Below are 19,284 nucleotides of genomic sequence, written 5' to 3' on the forward strand. Positions count from 1 at the left end.
AGGCGTCGGCGCCTTACGCAAAACGTCCGTGCAGCGCACTGCGGGTCACGCAGCCTGCTACAACCGCTTCAACCCACGCGCAATCCGCTCCACCGCCTGCTGCAGACGCGGCAGGCTTTGCGTGTAGGCAATGCGGACGTGCTGGTTGGCGCGGTAGTGGCCGAAGTCGATGCCGGGCGTAAACGCAACATGTTCGGTTTCCAGAAAATGCGCGCAAAACGCCTGCGCATCATCTGAAAATCCGCTGATGTCGGCATACAAGTAAAACGCGCCTTGCGGTTCGACCGCGATCTCGAAGCCCAGCGCACGCAAGGCCGGCAGCAGGTAATCGCGACGCTGCTGAAACTCACCGCGGCGCGCTTCGAAGATGGCGATGCTCTCGGGCGTGAAGCAGGCCAGTGCGGCATGCTGGGCAATTGTCGAGGCACTGATGTAGAGATTCTGCGCGAGCTTCTCCAGTTCCGGCACCGCGTCGGGCGGTGCGATCAGCCAGCCCAGCCGCCAGCCGGTCATGCCGAAGTATTTGGAAAAACTGTTCAGCACGAACGCGCCATCGTCCACCTCCAGCACGCTGTGCGCGTCCAGGCCGTAGGTCAGGCCGTGATAGATCTCGTCCACCACCAGATGGCCATCGCGCGCATGCAGCGCCTGCGAAAGCGCAGCCAGTTGCGTGCGCGACAGCACGCTGCCGGTGGGATTTGCCGGTGAGGCCACCAGGGCGCCCACGCTGTCGGCGCTCCAGGCGCTCTCCACCAGCGCAGGGGTCAACTGATAATCGCTGTACGGGCCGACCGGGACCAATTGCGCGGCGCCTTCGACCAGGCGCAGAAAATGCCGGTTGCACGGGTAGCCCGGGTCGGCGAGCAACCAATGCTTGCCCGGATCCACCAGCAGGCTGCTGGCCAGCAGCAATGCGCCAGACCCCCCGGGTGTTACCAGAATCCGCTCCGGATCGAGGTTGCAGGCGTAGCGTTGCGCATAGAAGCGGGCAATCGCCTCGCGCAGCGCTGGCAGCCCGCGTGCGGCGGTGTAGCGGGTGTGGCCGGCTGCCAATGCCGCCTGGCCGGCAGCGACGATCGGCGCGGCAGTGGTGAAGTCGGGCTCGCCGATTTCCAGGTGGATCACGTCGTGGCCGGCCTGCTCGAGCGCATTGGCGCGCGCCAGCAGCGACATGACATGGAACGGGGCGATGTCCTGGCTGCGACGGCTATAGCCGCCTGCGTAAGGAAGTGTGGAATCCATTGGTTCGATGATAGACCAGCATGACCCAGGACACATGGCGCCCGACAAGGGGCTCTCACACACTCCGGTGCCGGGATGGCATTGCGTTCATCCAATGGACCCCAATCTGATGAAGCCGTCCTCACTCTTCTGATCGCCAGCCTGATGACCACATCCCCTGCCTTCGCCGCCCTTCCGTCGCCGCCAGACGTCGCCAAGCACCCGCATGTGGTCAAGGCGCCGTTCGGTGCGACCCGCAACGATGACTATTACTGGTTGCGCGACGACAAGCGCGAAGACAAGGCGGTGCTGGCGTATCTCGACGCCGAGAATGCCTACACCGACAAGGTGATGGCGCCGCTGAAACCGTTGGAGGAGGCGCTGTACACCGAGATCGTCGGGCGCATCAAGCAGGACGATGCCAGCGTGCCGTATCGCGAGCGCGGCTATTGGTATTACACGCGGTTCGAAACCGGCAAGGATTATCCGATCCAGGCGCGTCGCAAGGGCAGCATGGAGGCGCCGGAACAGATCCTGCTCGACGTCAACCAGATGGCGCAGGGCAAGGGCTACTTCAGCGTGGGCGATGCCGCGGTGAGCCAGGACAACCGCATCCTCGCCTGGGCCGACGATGCCGTTGGCCGCCGTCAATACACCATCCGCTTCAAGAACCTGGACACCGGCGAACTCTATCCGGATACCGTGGAAGGCGTCTCGGCCAATGTGGTGTGGGCCGACGACAACAAGACGCTGTTCTATGTCGAAAACGACCCGGAAACGCTGCTCACCGTGCGCGTGAAAAAGCATGTGCTCGGCACGCCGTCCAAAGACGATGTGCTGGTGTACGAAGAGAAGGACGACAGCTTCTACATGGGCATCGGCCGCACGCGCGACGACAAGTACATCACCATCGCGGTGGAAAGCACGGTTTCTTCGGAAACCCGCTATGCGTTGGCCGCCAAGCCGGACACCTTCACGGTGCTAGCCAAGCGCGAGCGCGATGTGGAATACCACGCCGAGCATTTCGATGGCCGCTGGGTGATTCGCACCAATGCCGATGACGCCAGGAACTTCAAGCTGGTCACTGCACCCACCGGTGCGACCACGCGCACGCAGTGGACCGACTGGGTGGCGCACGACGACAACGTCTACATCGAAGACTTCGAATTGTTCGATGGATTCACCGCCATCGAAGAGCGTTCGGGCGGACTGGAGCGTGTGCGCTTGCTCATGCGCGATGGTAGCCATGAATACGTCAAGGCCGATGAACCGGCGTATTCGATGGGTCTATCTGTCAACGCCGAGCCGGATACCGTCTGGCTGCGTTACAGCTACACCTCGCTGACCACGCCGGCGACCACCTACGAGCTCAACACCCAGACCGGCGAGCGCCGGTTGCTCAAGCAGCAACCGGTGATCGGCTACGACGCCAGCAAGTACGTGACCGAACGCGTGTGGGTGACGGCACGCGACGGGGTCAAGGTGCCGGTGTCGCTGGTGTACAAAAAGGGCTTCAAGAAGGATGGCAGCGCGGCGCTGTTTCAGTATGCGTACGGCAGTTACGGCATGTCGATGGACCCGGCATTCAATCTGCCGGCGATCAGCCTGCTGGACCGCGGTGTGGTGTATGCCATCGCGCACATCCGCGGCGGCCAGGAAATGGGGCGCCAGTGGTACGACGACGGCAAGCTGCTGCACAAGCAAAACACCTTCAATGACTTTATCGATGTCACCCGCGGTCTGGTCGCGCTAGGTTACGCCGCCAAGGACCGGGTTGCCGCATCCGGTGGGAGCGCGGGCGGTCTGCTGATGGGCGCGGTGGCCAATATGGCGCCGCAGGACTATCGCGTGATGGTCGCGCAGGTGCCGTTCGTCGATGTGGTCACCACCATGCTCGACGCCAGCATTCCGCTCACCACCAACGAATACGACGAGTGGGGCAACCCGGAAACCCAGGACGATTACCAGTACATGCTGTCGTACTCGCCGTACGACAACGTGCGCAAGCAGGCGTACCCGGCGCTGTTCGTGGGCACCGGCCTATGGGATTCGCAGGTGCAGTACTGGGAGCCGGCCAAGTGGGTGGCCAAGCTGCGTGACGACAACACCGGCACCCAGCCGATCGTGTTCCGCACCAATATGGAAGCCGGGCATGGCGGCAAATCCGGACGCTTCCGCCGCTACCGCGAGCTGGCCGAATCGTATGCGTTCGTACTGGATCAGTTGGGCGTGAAGTAGCTGGACGGGAGGGATTGGGGAGTCGGGATTCGGGATTCGTTGGAGCGGATGGCTTGGGCGGCAGCTGGCTGCTCGCTGGGATGCGAGCGGCTTGCACGTCTTCCATCTTCCGCCTCACCGCCTTCGTTTTTCCTTATCGGCGCGGTGCGTTCGCTGCCTCGCCCTGCAGCGAGCCGGGCATCGCAGTCAGGCGTCGCTGCGGCCGGGGCTGCGTATCTGACCGCAGCGCGGTGGGGCGACGCTGGAGATCTGGCGGCCAGCGCGCGCTGCATGCCGCCCGCTGCGCAGAACGCGCCCTTCTGCAGCGGTAGAATCATCGCTGCAGGGCCGACTCACCAAACCGCAGCGCTGGCCGTATCATTTGCGCATGACGCGACCGACTCGATTCCGCTGGGCCTGGTGGTTGCTGGCCTACGCCAGCCTGGCTACCGGCATCGTCGGGATCTTCGTCCCGGGGCTGCCGACGACGGTCTTCATCCTGATCTCTGCCTGGGCGGCCTCGCATGGCTCCGAGCGCCTGCACAACTGGCTGCTGTCGCATCCGCGCTTCGGCCCGGCGATTGTGGAATGGCAGACCTACCGGGCAGTCAGCCGCAAGGCCAAGTGGATGGCGACGCTGACCATGACGGTCTGCGCCGCGATCATGCTGTGGTGCGTGCCGCTGTTCTGGGTCAAGTGCCTGTCGATCGGCAGCATGGCCGTGGTGGTGATCTGGCTGTGGTTGCGCCCGGAGCCGCCGCCGCGCCCGCTGCCAGGTGCGCACTGAACGCAGCGCGCCTGCCAGCGCACGGCCGTAACGGCGTTCTGGCTATACTTCGGCCCATGAGCATCATGTCCCGACCGTCTGTTCGTCTCGCACTGGTTGGTGCGACCTTTCTCCTGCTTGCCGCTTGCGGCAACAAGGGCCCGCTGGTGATGCCGCAGAAGCCGGTGCCGGTGGAAGCCCAGCCGGTGCCGCAGCCGGCGGATGCGTCGCAACCGCTGGACGAGTCCACGCCTGCGCCTGCGCCGGTGGATGGCGCTACCAAGCCCGCATCCACCACCGACCAGCCCGCTAGCAGCGGCAATGAGCGCTGACGGTCGCAGCGGGCGTCTGCGTTTCACCAAAATGCATGGCGCCGGCAACGACTTCGTGGTGCTGGACCTGCGCGACGGTACGCCGCCACCGGATGCCGCACTGGCGGCGCAGCTGGCCGACCGCCACTTCGGGGTGGGCTGCGATCAGATCCTGACCATCGAGGCACCGCGCAGCCAAGGTGCCGTGGCGGCCTACGGCATCTGGAATTCCGATGGCTCGGCCGCACGCCAATGCGGCAACGGCGCACGCTGTGTCGCCGCGTGGCTGGTGCGCGACGGCACGGCCCAGGGCGAGCGCTTCATCATCGACAGCCCAATGTCCGCGCACGCGGTCGAGCGCCTCGACGGCGACCGCTACGCGGTGGCGATGGGTGTCCCGCAGTTCGAGCCCGCCCAGATTCCGCTGGCCGGGTTTGCACATGCGCGCGACGAATATGCGCTGCCGGTGCACGGCGAGACCGTGCGCTTTGGCGCGGTGTCGATGGGCAACCCGCACGCGGTGGTCGAAGTCGGTCGCGTCGATGCAGCACCGGTGGAACGCGTAGGCGCGCTGCTGCAGCAGAACGCGGCGTTTCCCGATTCGGTCAATGTGGGTTTCGTGCAGGTGGTCGACCCCGCGCATGTGCGCCTGCGCGTGTTCGAGCGCGGGGTGGGCGAAACGCTGGCCTGTGGGAGTGGCGCCTGTGCGGCCGCGGTGGTGTTGATGCAACGCGGCCGTGTCGAGCGCGATGTGCAGGTGTCCTTGCCCGGTGGCGAGTTACGCATTCGTTGGCCCGGCGACCAGGAGCAGGTGGTCATGTCCGGCCCGGCGGTGTTCGTCTTCGATGGAGAATGGAACCGATGAGCGAGAACACGGACAAATTCGGCGCGCACGAAGTGGCCACCTGGTTGCGACGTCACCCCACCTTCCTCAAGCAGTTCCCGGATCTGGCGGTGAGCTTGCTGGTGCCGCGCGACGACGGCCCCACCGCTTCGTTGGCCACCTATCAGCTGGAAGTGCTACGCGACAAGAACCGCGAACTCTCGCGCCGCCTGCACGAGCTCGGCAGCAACGCGCAGGAAAACGAGCGGCTGGCAGTGCGCACGCATCAACTCACGCTTGCGTTGATGCGCCAGACCAGCGCGGCCGACACGCTCAAGGCGATGGCCGCCTCGCTGGCGGAAGATTTCAACGGCGAACTGGTGCGGCTGGTGTTGCTAAAGCCCGTCGATGCGCTGGATGCGGACTGGCTGCAGACCATCGCAATCGACGATGCACGGCTGGCGCCGTTTCGCGATTGCCTCAACGATGGCGAGCCCATCTGCGGCCGCCTGCAAGCTGAAAAACACACGCTGCTTTACGGCGCACAAGCGGGGCAGGTGCACTCCACCGCGTTGCTGCCGCTGCCGGGCATCGGCCTGATCGCGGTGGGGAGCAGCGATGCCAACCGGTTCTATCCCGGCATGGGCACGCTGTTCCTGCGCATGATGGGCGAATCGTTGAGCGTGGCGTTGCAGCGCTTCGACGTGTGAGGCCATGGCTGCGCACACCGACGTTGGCGACATGGGGCGCTGGTGGTGGCGCTGCTTTTGCAGCAGGGAGAGTGAGGTGTTGGCAGTCGAGTCTCTGCGTTGTCTGCACCTGCAGGGCGCGCGCGTCGCGCGCGTGTTGCAGATGACGGCAGTCACCCCGCGCAATCGGGAGCGCTGAGGTGTCATCGGTCGACGAGTTCCTGACGTACCTGCAGGTCGAGCGGCAAGTATCGGCGCACACGCTGGACGCGTATCGGCGCGACCTCGCGGCCCTGGTCGTCTGGGCAGCCGAGCAGGCGACCGAAGCTGGCGTGCAGGGCGCTGCAGTGCCTGGCGAGACTGCACAGCTCGACAGCGCGCACTTGCGGCAATTCGTTGCGGCAGAGCATCGACGCGGGCTGTCGGCAAAGAGCCTGCAGCGCCGCCTGTCGGCATGCCGCAGTTATTACGCCTGGTTGCTCAAGCATGGCCGCATTTCGGCCAGCCCGGCGGCGGCGCTGCGTGCGCCCAAGGCGCCGCGCAAGTTGCCCCAGGTGCTGGACGCCGACGAAGCCGTGCGTCTGGTGGAAGTGCCGACCGATGCGCCACTGGGCCTGCGCGACCGCGCGCTGCTGGAAGTGTTCTACTCGTCCGGGCTGCGCCTGAGCGAGTTGTGCGCGTTGCGCTGGCGCGACCTGGACCTGGACAGCGGCCTGGTGATGGTGCTCGGCAAAGGCAGCAAGCAGCGCCTGGTGCCGGTGGGCTCGCACGCGATCGCCGCCTTGCGCGAGTGGCGACGCGACAGTGGTGCAAGCGCCGACAGCCACGTCTTCCCTGGCCGTGCCGGCGGTGCGCTTTCGCAACGTGCAGTGCAGATCCGCATCAAGCAGCTGGCCGTGCGCCAGGGCATGTTCAAGGACGTGCACCCGCATATGCTGCGCCACAGCTTCGCCAGCCATATCCTGGAATCGTCCGGCGATCTGCGCGGCGTGCAGGAGTTGCTGGGCCATTCGGACATCGCCACCACCCAGATCTACACGCATCTGGATTTCCAGCACTTGGCCAAGGTCTACGATGCCGCGCATCCGCGTGCCAGGCGCAAGAAAGCTGCAGAGTGAGCGCCAAGCTGTAAGCAGCCGGCAGCCGGCGTCATCGATTCGTGCGGTTCATTGCCGCAGGTCGGTCTGCATGTCGCGTGCAACCGTGTTGCTGTCTCGCAAGTGAGCGCCGCCATCCCTGCCTGCGGCGACTGGTCGCGGCGTGCTTGAACCCGGCATGGGCGTCCCCACCTCCTTGGAAACCCTCGGAGGATCCATGGACCCTAGCCAGAACCCCAATATCGTTCACGCCACCACCATCATTTCGGTTCGACGCGGTGGGCATGTCGCCGTCGCCGGCGATGGCCAGGTCACCCTTGGCCATACGGTCATGAAGGGCAATGCACGCAAGGTGCGTCGGCTGGGGCGCGAGGGCCAGGTGCTGGCCGGTTTCGCCGGTGCGGCAGCCGATGCGTTCACCTTGTTCGAATTGTTCGAAGCCAAGCTCGACAAGCACGGCCAGCTGACGCGCGCTGCAGTGGAACTGGCCAAGGATTGGCGCACCGAGCGCCGGCTGGGCAAGCTCGAAGCGCTGCTGGCCGTGGCCGACAAGGAAACTTCGCTGATCATCAGCGGCACCGGCGATGTGATCGAACCGGAAGACGGCATCATCGCCATCGGTTCTGGCGGCTCGTACGCCTTGTCGGCCGCACGCGCGCTGCTGGCGCACACCGAGCTGGATGCCAAGACCATCGCCACCGAAGCGATCAATATTGCCGGCGATATCTGCATCTATACCAATCGCAACGTGGTGGTCGAAGAGCTGTGATTCGGGATTCGGGATTGGGGATTCGCAAAAGCGCTCCTTTCCCTCCGCCCGGATATCCATCGATCGTTCCCATTCCGCTTTTACGAATCTCAAATCCCTAATGCCAAATCCCGACACCGCCACCATGACTCCGCGCGAAATCGTGCAGGAGCTCGACCGTCATATCGTTGGCCAGCACGATGCCAAGCGCGCGGTTGCCATCGCGCTGCGTAACCGCTGGCGCCGCATGCAGTTGCCGGAAGAACTGCGCAACGAAGTGATGCCCAAGAACATCCTGATGATCGGCCCCACTGGCGTGGGCAAGACCGAGATTGCGCGGCGCCTGGCGACGTTGGCCAATGCGCCCTTCGTCAAGGTCGAAGCCACGCGCTTTACCGAAGTGGGGTATGTGGGCAAGGATGTGGAGCAGATCATCCGCGACCTGGCCGATACGTCCGTCAAGCTGTATCGCGAGCAGGCAAAGGTGCGCGTGCGCAACCAGGCCGAAGAGCGTGCCGAAGACCGCATCCTGGACGCATTGCTGCCACGTCGCGCGGCCGGGATTGGGTTTGATCCGGAAGCGGCGCGCAACGAGCCCTCGTCGCAGGACAACGAAACGCGCATCAAGTTCCGTCGCATGCTGCGCAACGGCGAGCTGGACGAGCGCGAGATCGAACTGGACGTGGCGGTGAACGCCAGCATGGACATCATGACCCCGCCGGGCATGGAGGAAATGGGCCAGCAATTGCGGCAGATGTTCTCCAATCTGGGCAGCGGCAAGTCGCAGAAGCGCAAGCTCACCATCAAGGCGGCGCGCCCGCTGTTGATCGAGGAAGAAGCCGGCAAGCTGGTCAACGAAGACGACGTGCGCACTGCGGCCATCGAGGCGTGCGAGCAGCATGGCATCGTGTTCATCGATGAGATCGACAAGGTGGCCAAGCGCGGCGAAGCCGGCTCCAGCGGCGGCGATGTCAGCCGCGAAGGCGTGCAGCGCGATCTGTTGCCGCTGGTGGAAGGCTCCAACGTGTCCACCAAGTACGGCACGGTCAAGACCGACCACATCCTGTTCATTGCATCCGGCGCGTTTCATCTGGCCAAGCCCAGCGATCTGATTCCGGAGCTGCAGGGCCGCTTCCCGATCCGCGTGGAACTGACCGCGCTGACCAAGGCCGATTTCGTGCGCATCCTCACCGAGCCCAAGGCCGCCTTGATCAAGCAGTACGAGGCCTTGCTGCAGACCGAAGGCGTGGCATTGACGTTTGCGTCTGACGCGGTGGATCGGCTTGCCGAGATTGCCGCGCAGGTCAACGAGCGCCAGGAGAATATCGGCGCCCGTCGCCTGCACACGGTGTTGGAGCGTCTGCTGGATGTGTTGAGCTATGAAGCGCCCGATCGCGATGGGCAGAGCGTGACCGTCGATGCAGCTTATGTGGATGCGCAGCTGGGTGAGCTGGTACAGGATCCGGACCTGAGCCGCTACATCCTCTGACGGTGCTGCACGGTGACGTGCGAACGGTTTAGAAAAGACCCGCCATTGGCGGGTCTTTTGTTTGCAGAAGGCACTGCGAACAAGCCAGGTCTTGGTGCAGACTAGCACTGCGACGCAAGCCAAACAGCAGCGCCACTGCGCAGTGGCATTGCCTGCCATCTGTCACCGCGTACGGCTACGCACCTGCAGTGACGCTGACCTCAATCCTCGCCAATATCTTCGTTCCACACATCCGGGTTGGCGGAAATATAGCCGCCAAGCAGGTCGATGCATTCCTGGCTATGCAGATCGATCACGTTGACGCCGTGCTCGCGCAACCACGCGATGCCGCCCTGGAACGTGACCGATTCCCCGACCACCACCGTGCCGATGTTGAACTGGCGTACCAGCCCGCTGCAGTACCAGCACGGCGCCAACGTGGTGACCATGATGGTGTCCTTGTAGCGGCGCTGGCGGCCGGCCTTGCGAAATGCGTCGGTCTCGCCGTGTACCGAGGGGTCGTTTTCCTGCACGCGGCGGTTATGGCCGCAGCCGAGCAGGCGCCCGTCGTTGTGGTATAGCGCCGCGCCGATCGGGATGCCGCCTTCGGCCAAGCCCTGGCGTGCTTCGGTGATGGCGGTGTCCAGCAACGCGCGGTAGTCGGGGGTGGTGATCATGCGAACTCCAAAGGGGCCGCGCCGGCAGGGCGCAGCATGTCGAGATGGGGAATGCCATCTTCCAGGTACGGTGCGGAAGCAGGTGCAAACCCGTGCGCCGCGTAGAACGATTGCAGGTGCGCCTGCGCACCGAGCTGGATCGCGTGACCCGGCCACTGCGTGTGCACCAACCGGATGCCTTCGCCTAACAGCGCATGCGCAAGTCCAGTGCCACGAAATGCAGCGGCGACGACCACACGGCCGATGCTCGGTTCGGAATAACTCAAGCCCGGCGGCAGCACGCGCAGGTAAGCCGCCAACGCGGCGTCATTGGCGGTGCCCAGCAGATGCAGCACCGCCGGATCGGTATCTTTGCCATCCAGTTCCGGATAGGCGCATTGCTGCTCCACCACGAATACATCCGTGCGCAGCCGCAGCAGCGCATACAGCTGCGTGGTGTTCAGTTGCGCAAACCGCAGGTGCTGCCAGTGCAGGGCAGGAAGGGGCATGGTGGGCATCACTGCATGATAGCGGCAGTGCCGCCGTTGAGCTGCGACGTCATGCCGGTGTGGGGTACTGGCTGCCTGACCTGCGCCGACACTGGTGCCCACGCGCGGATACCGGTTTGTGCCTAGTCGACTGCGCTGTCGGTATCGACGGCCACCACCACCGACATGCCCGGCCGCAGCCGCGGCGCCAACGGCTGGTCCGGATCGACGCTGATGCGCAGCGGAATGCGTTGGGCAATCTTGACGAAGTTGCCGGTGGCGTTATCGGCCGGCAGCACGCTGAATTCGGAGCCGGCAGCCGGCGAAATGTCCTGCACGCGGCCATGCAGGCGCGCGTTGTCCAGCGCATCCACGGTGAAGCTGGCGCGCTGGCCGATGCGGATCCTGGCCATCTGGGTTTCCTTGAAATTGGCCACGATCCACAGCGTGTCCGGCACCAGCGACATCAGCTGCGTGCCGTTGGTGACGTAGGCGCCCTGGCGCACGCCAAGCTGGCCGAGCTGGCCGTCGCGCGGAGCCAGGATGCGCGTGTTGTCCAGGTTGATCTGTGCCAGCTGCACGGCGGCCTGCGCATTGGCGAGCGCGGCTTCCAACGCGGCGCGGTTGACGGTCACGCTGCGGGCGTTTTCTTCGGCGGCCTGCACTGCGGCACGTGCCTGCGCCACGCCGGCATCGGCTTGCGCGCGCGCGGCAAATGCGGTGTCGCGGTCCTGCTCGGAGACCAGTTGCTGGCTGGCCAGCTGCTGCGTCCGTGCATAGGCCGAATGGGTGCGCTCGCGTTGTGCCTGGTTGCTGCTCAGCGCCGCGCGTTGCTCGGCGATCGTGGCTTCGGCGCTGTGGCGTTGTTGATCCCAGTTGGCAAGGTTGGCCTGGGCGGTCTGCACTTGCGCCTTGGCCTGTTCGAGTTGCTGGGCATAGATGCGATCGTCGATGCGTGCCAGCAACTGGCCGCGCTTGACGTGCGCAAAGTCCTGCACCGGTACCTGCGTGACATAGCCGCTCACCTGCGGCGCAATCACCGTGATCTGACCGTGCACCATCGCATTTTCGGTGCGTTCGATCGCACTGACGAACGGCGGCAGGCGCCAGGCATACAGCACCAGCGCCACGCCGATCAGGGCAAGCCCGCCGAAGCCGATGACCCCGGCCAGACGACGACGCCGACGACGTTGCCGGTCGGCAGGCGGGGAGGAATCTGCTGGTGTCTTCATGGGCGCGCAGTGGGAGCAGGAGGAGGAGGGGGTGATACCGAGGGGCGCAGATAGCGGCGCCACAGCAGCACGGACAGGATCCACACGCCGGTGGCGATGGCGATGCAGCCGATCAACAGGAACACGTCGTTGTACGCCAGCACATTGGCCTCGCGCGTGGCGACCGTGCCCAGCGTGCGCACGCCTTGGGCCTGACGCAGTGCCGGGTCGCCGATGCTGCGGCCATACAGGCTTGCATAGGCCTGCACGCGCGCGGCCACCTGCGGGTCGGTCAGCGCCAGATGTTCCACCAATTGGCTGGAATGGTATTTCTCGCGCACCACCTGCACGGTGCCGAGCAGGGCGCTGCCGAGCAGGCCGCCCATGTTTTGCGCCATGCCGAACAGCACGATGAAACTGATCAGGTTGCCCGGCTGCGCGATTACCCGGCCGATGCCGGCCACCATCGCCGGGCCGATGAAGAACGTGCTGCCGAAGGCGAGCAGGAACTGGCTCACATACATCTGTTCGGGGCGGGTGAGGCTGGTGGCATCGGCATCCATGAAGCAGCCCACACAGATGGCCGCTACCGCGATGATCAGATGTTCGGCAACCCGCGCCGGGTTGATCAGCCACGCGCTGGCCGCCACGCCGACCACCGCGCCCAGCAGCATCAGCGCAAACAGGGTCTGCAGTTGCGTGTTGGCCAGGCCCAGCGTCTGGAAGAAGCCGATGGCGCCGGTGCTTTGTTCCGACAGCACCAGGCGGATCAACAGGATCGCCAGCCCCAGCCGCAACATGTCCGCACTGGCCAGCCAGCGCGTGTTGATCATCGGATTGCGGCGGTTGTGTTCGATCCAGGCCGCCGTGCACAGCAGCACGATGGACGCGGCCAGCACCACGCCCAGCCATGGCGTGCTGGTCCACCACAGCAGGCGCCCGAGCGAGAGCACCGCGGCCAGGCCGGCGGCGCCGGCGGCGAACAGGCTGAAGGTGAGGAAATCCAGCGGCTCGAACACGCGATACCGGTCGCTTGGCGGTAACTTGAGCGCCAGCACGCAGGCCAGCGCGAACACCGCCAGCCCGCACTCGAACAGGTACAGGCCTTGCCACTCGCCAAATTCCAGCAGGTCGGTGGAAAACACCCGCGCCAGCGGCAACGCCAGCTGGGTCATGCCCAGGCCCAGTACCACGGCCTTGAGCCGATATTTGCTCGGGAACGCCTGGATCACGTAATACAGACCCAGCGAGCTGAGCGCCGCGCCCACCAGCCCATGCGCGGCACGCACGGTGATCGCCGAGCTCAGGCTGTGCACGAACAGGTGCGCGAAGGCGATGAGCGCGTACAGCGCCAGGAAGATTTCGGTGAACCGGCGCAACCCGAACTGCTGGCGAAATTTCACCAGCAGCAGGTTCGCCGACATGTTGGTCATCACATAGGCGGCCGGCAGCCACGCCATTTCGGTGGCATAGGCCCCCAGCGTGCCTTGCAGGTAGGTGAGGTTGGCAGTGACCAGGGCGTTGCTCAGCCCTCCGGTGAGCGCCACCACCGCGCCCACCAGGCCGTACTGAATACGCCGCCGGATAGGGTGCAGGGGGGTGGAGGCCGACCCGGGCAGGGTGGGCCGCTCGTGGGGCTGCCAGTCGCGCTGGACGTACTTGTCGCGCACTGAGTGCTCGCAGGGCCGGTCGCAGGTGAAAACGCGATTGTGGTCCGGTTGCGGTCATGGCGGCGTCAGCAGTGCGATAATCCAGCCATGAGCGAATCCCCCTATACCTCCGGTACCACCCATTTCGGCTTTCGCGATGTCGCTGCCAAGGACAAGCAGAAGCTGGTCGGCGAAGTGTTCACCTCGGTCGCGCGTAACTACGACCTGATGAACGATCTGATGAGCCTGGGCGTGCACCGCGCATGGAAACGCTACTTCGTGGCGACCGCGCAGGTGAAGCCAGGCGACCGCGTGCTGGACCTGGCCGGCGGTACCGGCGACATCGCCGTGCTGCTCAAGGAGCGCGTGGGCAATGAAGGTGCGGTGGTGCTGGGCGACATCAATGCCGGCATGCTGTCGGTGGGCCGCGACCGGCTGACCAACCGCGGGCTGGTGTCCGGTTTCGACTACGTGCAATGCAATGCCGAAGCGCTGCCGTTCCCGGACCAGAGTTTCGACCTGGTGACCATTTCCTTCGGCCTGCGCAACGTCACCGACAAGGACGCCGCCTTGCGCGAGATGTACCGCGTACTGAAGGTCGGCGGCCAGGCGCGCGTGCTGGAATTTTCCGAAGTCACCGCCGAGTGGTTCAAGCCGATCTACGACTTCCACTCGTTCAAGATCCTGCCCAAGCTGGGCCAGTTGTTCGCGCGCGATGCCGATAGCTACCAGTACCTAGCCGAAAGCATCCGCAAGCATCCGCCGCAGGAATCGCTCAAGGGCATGATGGGCGAGGCCGGGTTTGCGCGTTGCCACTTCAAGAACCTGACCGGCGGCATCGTGGCCATCCACTCCGGCTACAAGATCTAAGCAGGTCGTTTCAGCCCGGTTGGCGTCGGCGCGCGTAGCGTGCGCTGGCGCTCGCCCACCGCGTGCACGGGATCGCGCGTTGCGTGGAAGCGGTGTCGCACATGGATACACCAGCGAAGTTCTGAGACTTCCGTCGCGTTGGCTCGACACGCTCTCGGCGACACTAAACGCTCTTTTGCCGGAGTGTTGGATGCGCTTGTACGCCGGGCTCTCGCGCGTGTTTCCCCGCTCCTTCAGCGCCAAACTGCTGGCGGTGACCTTCCTGGGCATCCATCTGCCGTTGCTGTTGTTGATCGCCTGGTTGGCAGCGCAGAGCGAACTGGACGGGCGCCCGCTGTGGTCGGTGGTGATCGTGGCATTGCTGGCCACCCTGGCCGGCACGGCGCTAACCTTGGTCGCGCTGTACCGGCTGCTGGCGCCGCTGCGCATCGCTGCCGATGCGCTGGATTCGTATTACGCCGATCAACGCCTGCCTACGCTTCCCGAACAGGGTGACGATGAATTGGGCCGCCTGTTGCGCGGCATCAACCGCAGCCTGCGCGGCATCGATGCCGGCATGCGCGATCTCAAGAAACACGCCTTGTTCGACCCGTTGACAGAAGCGCTGAACCGGCGCGGCTGCGAACAGGCGATGCGCGATTCGGTGATCGCCTCCCAGCGCGAAGGCTGGCCGTTCGTGCTGTTCGTGCTGGACATGGACAACCTCAAGCAGATCAACGACCGCTTCGGCCATCTGGCTGGCGACCGCGTGCTGGTGCGTCTGGTGAACTCGGCGTACGGCTGGTTGGGCGCGCAGGACTGGGTCGGGCGTTGGGGCGGCGACGAATTCCTGATCGGCATCCATGCCAGCGAAGACGACGCCACGCTCAAGCTCAACCAATGGCTCTCGATGCTCGAGCGCGAAGATGCCGACGAGGCGCCGCTGCATGTGAGCGCCGGCAGTGCGGTGTGCGAACAAGGGCTGGATGCCACCGAACTGTATCGCCGCGCCGATGCGGCGATGTACCGCGCCAAGTTCTCCGGCGGCCGGCGTCTGGTGCGCGACGGGCACGACGCCCCGCGCGGCCATCCGGTGGCCTGACCTGGGAAAGCCGATTGCGACAGCACGCGGCAGGCCATCGCGCGGATGGCTACCGATGGCACGGGCAGGCTGCGGCGCAGGGCGTTAAAATGCCTCATTTTCCTTGCTGCGGTGCCGTCGATGCGCTTCCCGTTCCTGTCGCTGTCCCTGGCCGTGTCCATCGCGCTGGCCGGCTGTTCCAATGACTCCACGCCGTCGGCCTCCCCCACCGCGCCGGCCGCCACTGCCAAGGCCCCCGTGAAAGCAGACGCCCGCAACCACGACGAAAGTTCCTACGCCCAGCCGCAGCTGGTGGTCATCAAGGACCTGGCGCTGGACCTGAAGCTGGATTTCGATGCCAAGCAGATCGGCGGCACTGCCACCTACACGCTGGAGTGGAAGGACAAGGCCGCCAAACAATTGGTACTGGATACGCGCGAGTTGAGCATTGCGCAGGTACAGGTGGACGATGGCAAGGGCGGCCTGTCGCCGCTGCAGTTCGCCCTGGCACCGGCCGACAAGACCTTCGGTAGCAAACTCACCATCGAAGCGCCGAATCAGCCGGGCAAGGTGGTGATCACCTATCACACCGCACCCACCGCCTCGGGCCTGCAGTGGCTGGAGCCGTCGATGACCGAAGGCAAGCAACTGCCTTTCATGTTCAGCCAATCGCAGGCGATTCACGCGCGCAGCTGGGTGCCGCTGCAGGACACCCCGAGCGTGCGCTTCACCTATAGCGCGCATGTCACCTCGCGCCCGGACGTGATGGTGCTGATGAGCGCCGACAACGACCCCAAGGCGGCACGCGACGGCGATTACAACTTCAAGATGCCCGAGCCGATTCCGTCCTACCTGCTGGCGATCGCCGCCGGCGACGTGGTGTTCAAGCCGATTTCCGCGCGCTCGGGCGTGTGGGCCGAGCCGGCCATGGCCGACAAGGCCGCCAAGGAATTCGAAGACACCGAAAAGATGATCGGTGCCGCCGAAAAACTGTATGGCCCGTATCGCTGGGGCCGTTACGACATGCTGGTGCTGCCGCCGTCGTTTCCGTTCGGCGGCATGGAAAATCCGCGCCTGACCTTCGCCACGCCTACCGTAATCGTCGGCGACAAGTCGCTGGTCTCGCTGGTCGCGCACGAACTGGCGCATAGCTGGTCCGGCAACCTGGTGACCAATGCCAGCTGGAAGGACATCTGGCTCAACGAAGGGTTCACCACCTACGTGCAGGGCCGCATCACCGAGGCGCTGTACGGCAACGAGATGGCCGAGATGGAGCGCGAAATCGACCAGGGCGATTTGCTGGCCGAAGTCAAAGACATGCCGCCGGCCGACCAGGTATTGGAGTTGCCGCCGCTGGCCCAGCGCGACCCTGACGAGGCCTTGAGCCAGGTTGCCTACGTCAAGGGCGCGTGGTTCCTGCAGTTCCTGGAGCAGCGTTTCGGCCGCGAAGTATTCGACCCGTTCCTGCGCGGCTGGTTCGACGATCATGCCTTCCAGAGCGCCACCACCGACCAGTTCGTCGATTACCTGAAGAAGAACCTGCTGGACAAGCATCCCAACACGGTCAGCGCAGCCGAAGTGGATGCGTGGCTGAAGCAGCCGGGCATTCCGGCCTTCGCCGCCAAGGCGCGCTCGCGCAGCTTTTCGATCGTGGATACCGCACGCATCGCCTGGAGCGGCAGCGGCACCTTGCCGAACAAGCAGGTCACCAGCGAGTGGGGCACGCAGGAATGGGTGCACTTCCTCAGCGGCATGGGCGCCACGCTCAAGCCCGAGCAGCTCAAGCAGCTGGATGAGGCGTACCACTTCACCGGCACGCCGAATGGCGAGATCGCCATGCGCTGGTATCCGCTGGCCATTCGCAGCGGCTACACCGATGCGCGCGCTGCCGCGGGCGAGTTCATCGAACGCGTCGGCCGCCGCAAGCTGGTGCTGCCGATTTACGCCGAATTGTTGAAGACGCCCGACGGCATCGCGTTCGCCGAACAGGCCTTCGAAAAGGCCAAGCCCAGCTATCACCCGATCACCACCGCATCGGTGGCCGAGATGATCGCCAAGGCCAAGGCGGCACCGCCGGCGCAGCCGTAAGGGCAGCGGAGGGCGTTGCAGACGCCCTCCGGCCACCTCCATCGCTGCCGTAGGAGCGCACCCGGGCGCGAGGTGGCTTTACCGGGAATGCTCCATCGCGCCCAGGTGCGCTCCTACGGTCGCCGGCGGTTTGATCGCGGGTACGGCAGGCAGGCTGGTATCGTTGACATTGAATTCTCTCCGGAGTCGACGATGAAGTATCTGCTGAGCGCGGCCTTGTGCGTTGCCGCCTTGAGTGCCTGCACCGACCGCGAGGCGCAACGTCAGGCGCAGGCCACCGCGCAGGCGCAGGCCAGGGAAGCCCAGGCCGATGCGCTCGCCAAGCAATACGACGAAGCGGTGAAAGCGCAGAACTGGGACATGGCGCGTGCGCATGGTGCGGCCTTGATCGAAGGTTATGCCGGCACCGCGGCTGCCACGCGTATCGAACCGGGCTATGCCGATATCAAGGCCAAGGGCGAGCAGGCGCGCGAGCTGCGCCGCATGCAGGCGCTGTGGCAGTACTCGCAGGTGCCGGCCAAGGGCGGTACGCAGCGCTCGGCGATGATCGAGGCCAAGCAACGTGTGGATGTGGATGGCAGCGGGCCCAAGCCGGTCAGCCTGGTGTTTCGCGATCATCCGCAGTGGAAGCGCCACAGCTACCTCGTGCTCAAGGCCGGCGATTTCAATTGCTACGGTGGCTGCAAGGTGCAGGTGGCGGCCGATGGCGGCGCGCCGCGTGCCATGGCGGCGCACCGCCCGGACACCGACGAAGCCATTGCCATGTTCATCGACGATGACAAGGCGTTGTGGAAGCTCGTACGCAACGCCAAGCGCATCAGCATCACGTTCCCGGTCAAGGCCGGCGGTACGCGCACCGCAGAGTTCGAGGTCGGCGGCCTGGACACCACGCAGATGCCCGGGTGGAAGTAGGCCGGCTCGCGATGACATGCCGGCGTACATCGAATGTGTGTGCGGGCTGGTGCAGCACTAGCGGGCTTGATCGACTGTGCGGTACCCCGGTGTGATGGCGCTGCAGCGCGTCGGCACTGCGCGCTCGGGGCGGTCGGCAAAGCTGGCGCGCATTCGTTCGGTGGCAGGCGCGCGCGCGTTGGAGTGTCCGCGCAAGTACATGCCGAGCGGGCGCCACACGCACCGGCTTGGCGGTGCGTGCAGACGCCATGTCGACCGCGTTGGGCGAAGTCGCTGATGGCGCCCTGCAAGTTGGCCGCACCGCCGCATGCCGCATCGAATCGATCACTTTCTTGTCTTTGCACGGATGGACAGCATGACACTCACCGCGCGCGCTCCCACGTTGTCCGACTACCGCCATTGGGTCTTCGACATGGACGGCACCCTGACCGAGGCTGCGCACGATTTCGCCTTGATCCGCCGCGCGCTGGACATCCCGCCAGAGGCGGACATGCTGCACCACCTGGCCGCGCTGCCGGCCGACGAAGCGGCGACCAAGCATGCCTGGTTGCTCGAACACGAGCGTGCGCTTGCCCAAGGCGCACGCGCCGCGCCGGGCGCAGTGGCGCTGGTGCGCGCGCTGCATGCTGCCGGTTGCCGGCTTGGCATGCTCACCCGCAACGCACGCGAGCTGGCAAAGATCACGTTGCAGGCGATCGGTCTGGACGATGCGTTCGCCTGGGACGACATCGTCGGCCGCGACGAGGCGGCCCCAAAACCTGCGCCCGACGGGCTGCACTATTTCGCGCAGCGCTGGTCGGTGCAGGGCAGCGCGCTGGTCATGGTCGGCGACCATCACAATGACCTGGCCTGCGGCCGCGCCGTCGGTGCGTGCACTGTGCTGGTCAATACACCCGGCGATCCCTGGCCCGGTTTCGCCGACTGGCGCCTGCACGATTGCACGCAGTTGCTTGCACGCTGGAAAGGCTAAAGTCGGTGCTTTGTGCCTGAGCAAAGCGCGGGACGCCAGC

18 protein-coding genes are annotated in these 19,284 nt (G+C 65.2%); 13 read left to right on the forward strand and 5 right to left on the reverse strand.

From position 1 onward, the window contains the following. Positions 1-57: 57 nt before the first annotated feature. Positions 58-1,242 carry a pyridoxal phosphate-dependent aminotransferase gene (locus tag ACCQ07_RS03265; protein ID WP_014089305.1) on the reverse strand — a complete coding sequence of 395 codons (1,185 nt, stop codon included), beginning with the start codon at positions 1,240-1,242 and terminating at the stop codon, positions 58-60. A 144-nt stretch (positions 1,243-1,386) separates the two neighbouring features. Between ACCQ07_RS03265 and ACCQ07_RS03270 the strand changes: the two genes are divergently transcribed. From ACCQ07_RS03270 to hslU, 8 genes are all read left to right on the forward strand, one after another. Continuing rightward, positions 1,387-3,459: a S9 family peptidase gene (locus tag ACCQ07_RS03270; protein WP_218556305.1), complete on the forward strand. Its 2,073-nt coding sequence runs from the start codon at positions 1,387-1,389 to the stop codon at positions 3,457-3,459. Between the two features lie 367 nt (positions 3,460-3,826). Then, entirely contained in the window at positions 3,827-4,225 is a 399-nt protein-coding gene (locus tag ACCQ07_RS03275) for a YbaN family protein (RefSeq protein ID WP_372363783.1), read from the forward strand. Positions 4,226-4,281: 56 nt separating this feature from the next. Then, positions 4,282-4,536: an LPS translocon maturation chaperone LptM gene (gene lptM / locus ACCQ07_RS03280; protein WP_014089308.1), complete on the forward strand. Its 255-nt coding sequence runs from the start codon at positions 4,282-4,284 to the stop codon at positions 4,534-4,536. After that, positions 4,526-5,380 (forward strand): diaminopimelate epimerase, encoded by an 855-nt coding sequence (gene dapF, locus ACCQ07_RS03285; protein ID WP_014089309.1) that lies wholly within the window; start codon positions 4,526-4,528, stop codon positions 5,378-5,380. The genes lptM and dapF overlap by 11 nt, the downstream gene beginning before the upstream one ends. After that, positions 5,377-6,048 (forward strand): DUF484 family protein, encoded by a 672-nt coding sequence (locus ACCQ07_RS03290; RefSeq protein ID WP_011346312.1) that lies wholly within the window; start codon positions 5,377-5,379, stop codon positions 6,046-6,048. The genes dapF and ACCQ07_RS03290 overlap by 4 nt, the downstream gene beginning before the upstream one ends. 179 nt (positions 6,049-6,227) lie before the next feature. Next, positions 6,228-7,145, forward strand: a complete 918-nt coding sequence (xerC, locus tag ACCQ07_RS03295; RefSeq protein WP_372165176.1) for a tyrosine recombinase XerC — start codon at positions 6,228-6,230, stop codon at positions 7,143-7,145. Between the two features lie 196 nt (positions 7,146-7,341). Then, a complete protein-coding gene (gene hslV / locus ACCQ07_RS03300; protein ID WP_005997221.1) occupies positions 7,342-7,893 on the forward strand; it encodes an ATP-dependent protease subunit HslV in 552 nt (183 codons plus the stop codon). A gap of 100 nt (positions 7,894-7,993) precedes the next feature. After that, positions 7,994-9,361, forward strand: coding sequence for an ATP-dependent protease ATPase subunit HslU (gene hslU / locus ACCQ07_RS03305; protein WP_029818597.1), 1,368 nt, complete (start codon positions 7,994-7,996; stop codon positions 9,359-9,361). 200 nt (positions 9,362-9,561) lie between these two features. Here the strand turns inward: hslU and ACCQ07_RS03310 are convergent, their stop codons facing one another. From ACCQ07_RS03310 to ACCQ07_RS03325, 4 genes are all read right to left on the reverse strand, one after another. Beyond that, positions 9,562-10,017, reverse strand: a complete 456-nt coding sequence (locus ACCQ07_RS03310; protein ID WP_011346314.1) for a nucleoside deaminase — start codon at positions 10,015-10,017, stop codon at positions 9,562-9,564. Beyond that, a complete protein-coding gene (locus ACCQ07_RS03315) occupies positions 10,014-10,514 on the reverse strand; it encodes a GNAT family N-acetyltransferase (protein WP_008577306.1) in 501 nt (166 codons plus the stop codon). The genes ACCQ07_RS03310 and ACCQ07_RS03315 overlap by 4 nt, the downstream gene beginning before the upstream one ends. 113 nt (positions 10,515-10,627) lie before the next feature. Then, positions 10,628-11,716: an HlyD family secretion protein gene (locus ACCQ07_RS03320; RefSeq protein ID WP_122273313.1), complete on the reverse strand. Its 1,089-nt coding sequence runs from the start codon at positions 11,714-11,716 to the stop codon at positions 10,628-10,630. Continuing rightward, complete coding sequence (locus ACCQ07_RS03325) at positions 11,713-13,365, reverse strand: MFS transporter (protein WP_031420951.1); 1,653 nt, start codon at positions 13,363-13,365, stop codon at positions 11,713-11,715. Before ACCQ07_RS03325 ends, ACCQ07_RS03320 begins: the two co-directional genes overlap by 4 nt. A gap of 87 nt (positions 13,366-13,452) precedes the next feature. On the opposite strand from ACCQ07_RS03325, the gene ubiE reads away from it, so the two are divergent. The 5 genes from ubiE to ACCQ07_RS03350 all read left to right on the forward strand — a co-directional run bounded on the left by ubiE (position 13,453) and on the right by ACCQ07_RS03350 (position 19,244). Beyond that, positions 13,453-14,214 (forward strand): bifunctional demethylmenaquinone methyltransferase/2-methoxy-6-polyprenyl-1,4-benzoquinol methylase UbiE, encoded by a 762-nt coding sequence (gene ubiE / locus ACCQ07_RS03330; protein WP_008577300.1) that lies wholly within the window; start codon positions 13,453-13,455, stop codon positions 14,212-14,214. Positions 14,215-14,404: 190 nt separating this feature from the next. After that, positions 14,405-15,295, forward strand: a complete 891-nt coding sequence (locus ACCQ07_RS03335) for a GGDEF domain-containing protein (RefSeq protein ID WP_008577298.1) — start codon at positions 14,405-14,407, stop codon at positions 15,293-15,295. Positions 15,296-15,415: 120 nt separating this feature from the next. Beyond that, a complete protein-coding gene (locus ACCQ07_RS03340; protein WP_372363784.1) occupies positions 15,416-17,362 on the forward strand; it encodes a M1 family metallopeptidase in 1,947 nt (648 codons plus the stop codon). A 192-nt stretch (positions 17,363-17,554) separates the two neighbouring features. After that, entirely contained in the window at positions 17,555-18,274 is a 720-nt protein-coding gene (locus ACCQ07_RS03345) for a hypothetical protein (protein WP_031420956.1), read from the forward strand. A gap of 346 nt (positions 18,275-18,620) precedes the next feature. Beyond that, entirely contained in the window at positions 18,621-19,244 is a 624-nt protein-coding gene (locus tag ACCQ07_RS03350) for an HAD family hydrolase (protein WP_372364117.1), read from the forward strand. The last annotated feature ends 40 nt before the right edge of the window (positions 19,245-19,284 follow it).

Origin of the sequence: Xanthomonas sp. NCPPB 3583, from assembly GCF_041475715.2 — a bacterium.
GTDB classification, from domain to species: domain Bacteria; phylum Pseudomonadota; class Gammaproteobacteria; order Xanthomonadales; family Xanthomonadaceae; genus Xanthomonas; species Xanthomonas euvesicatoria.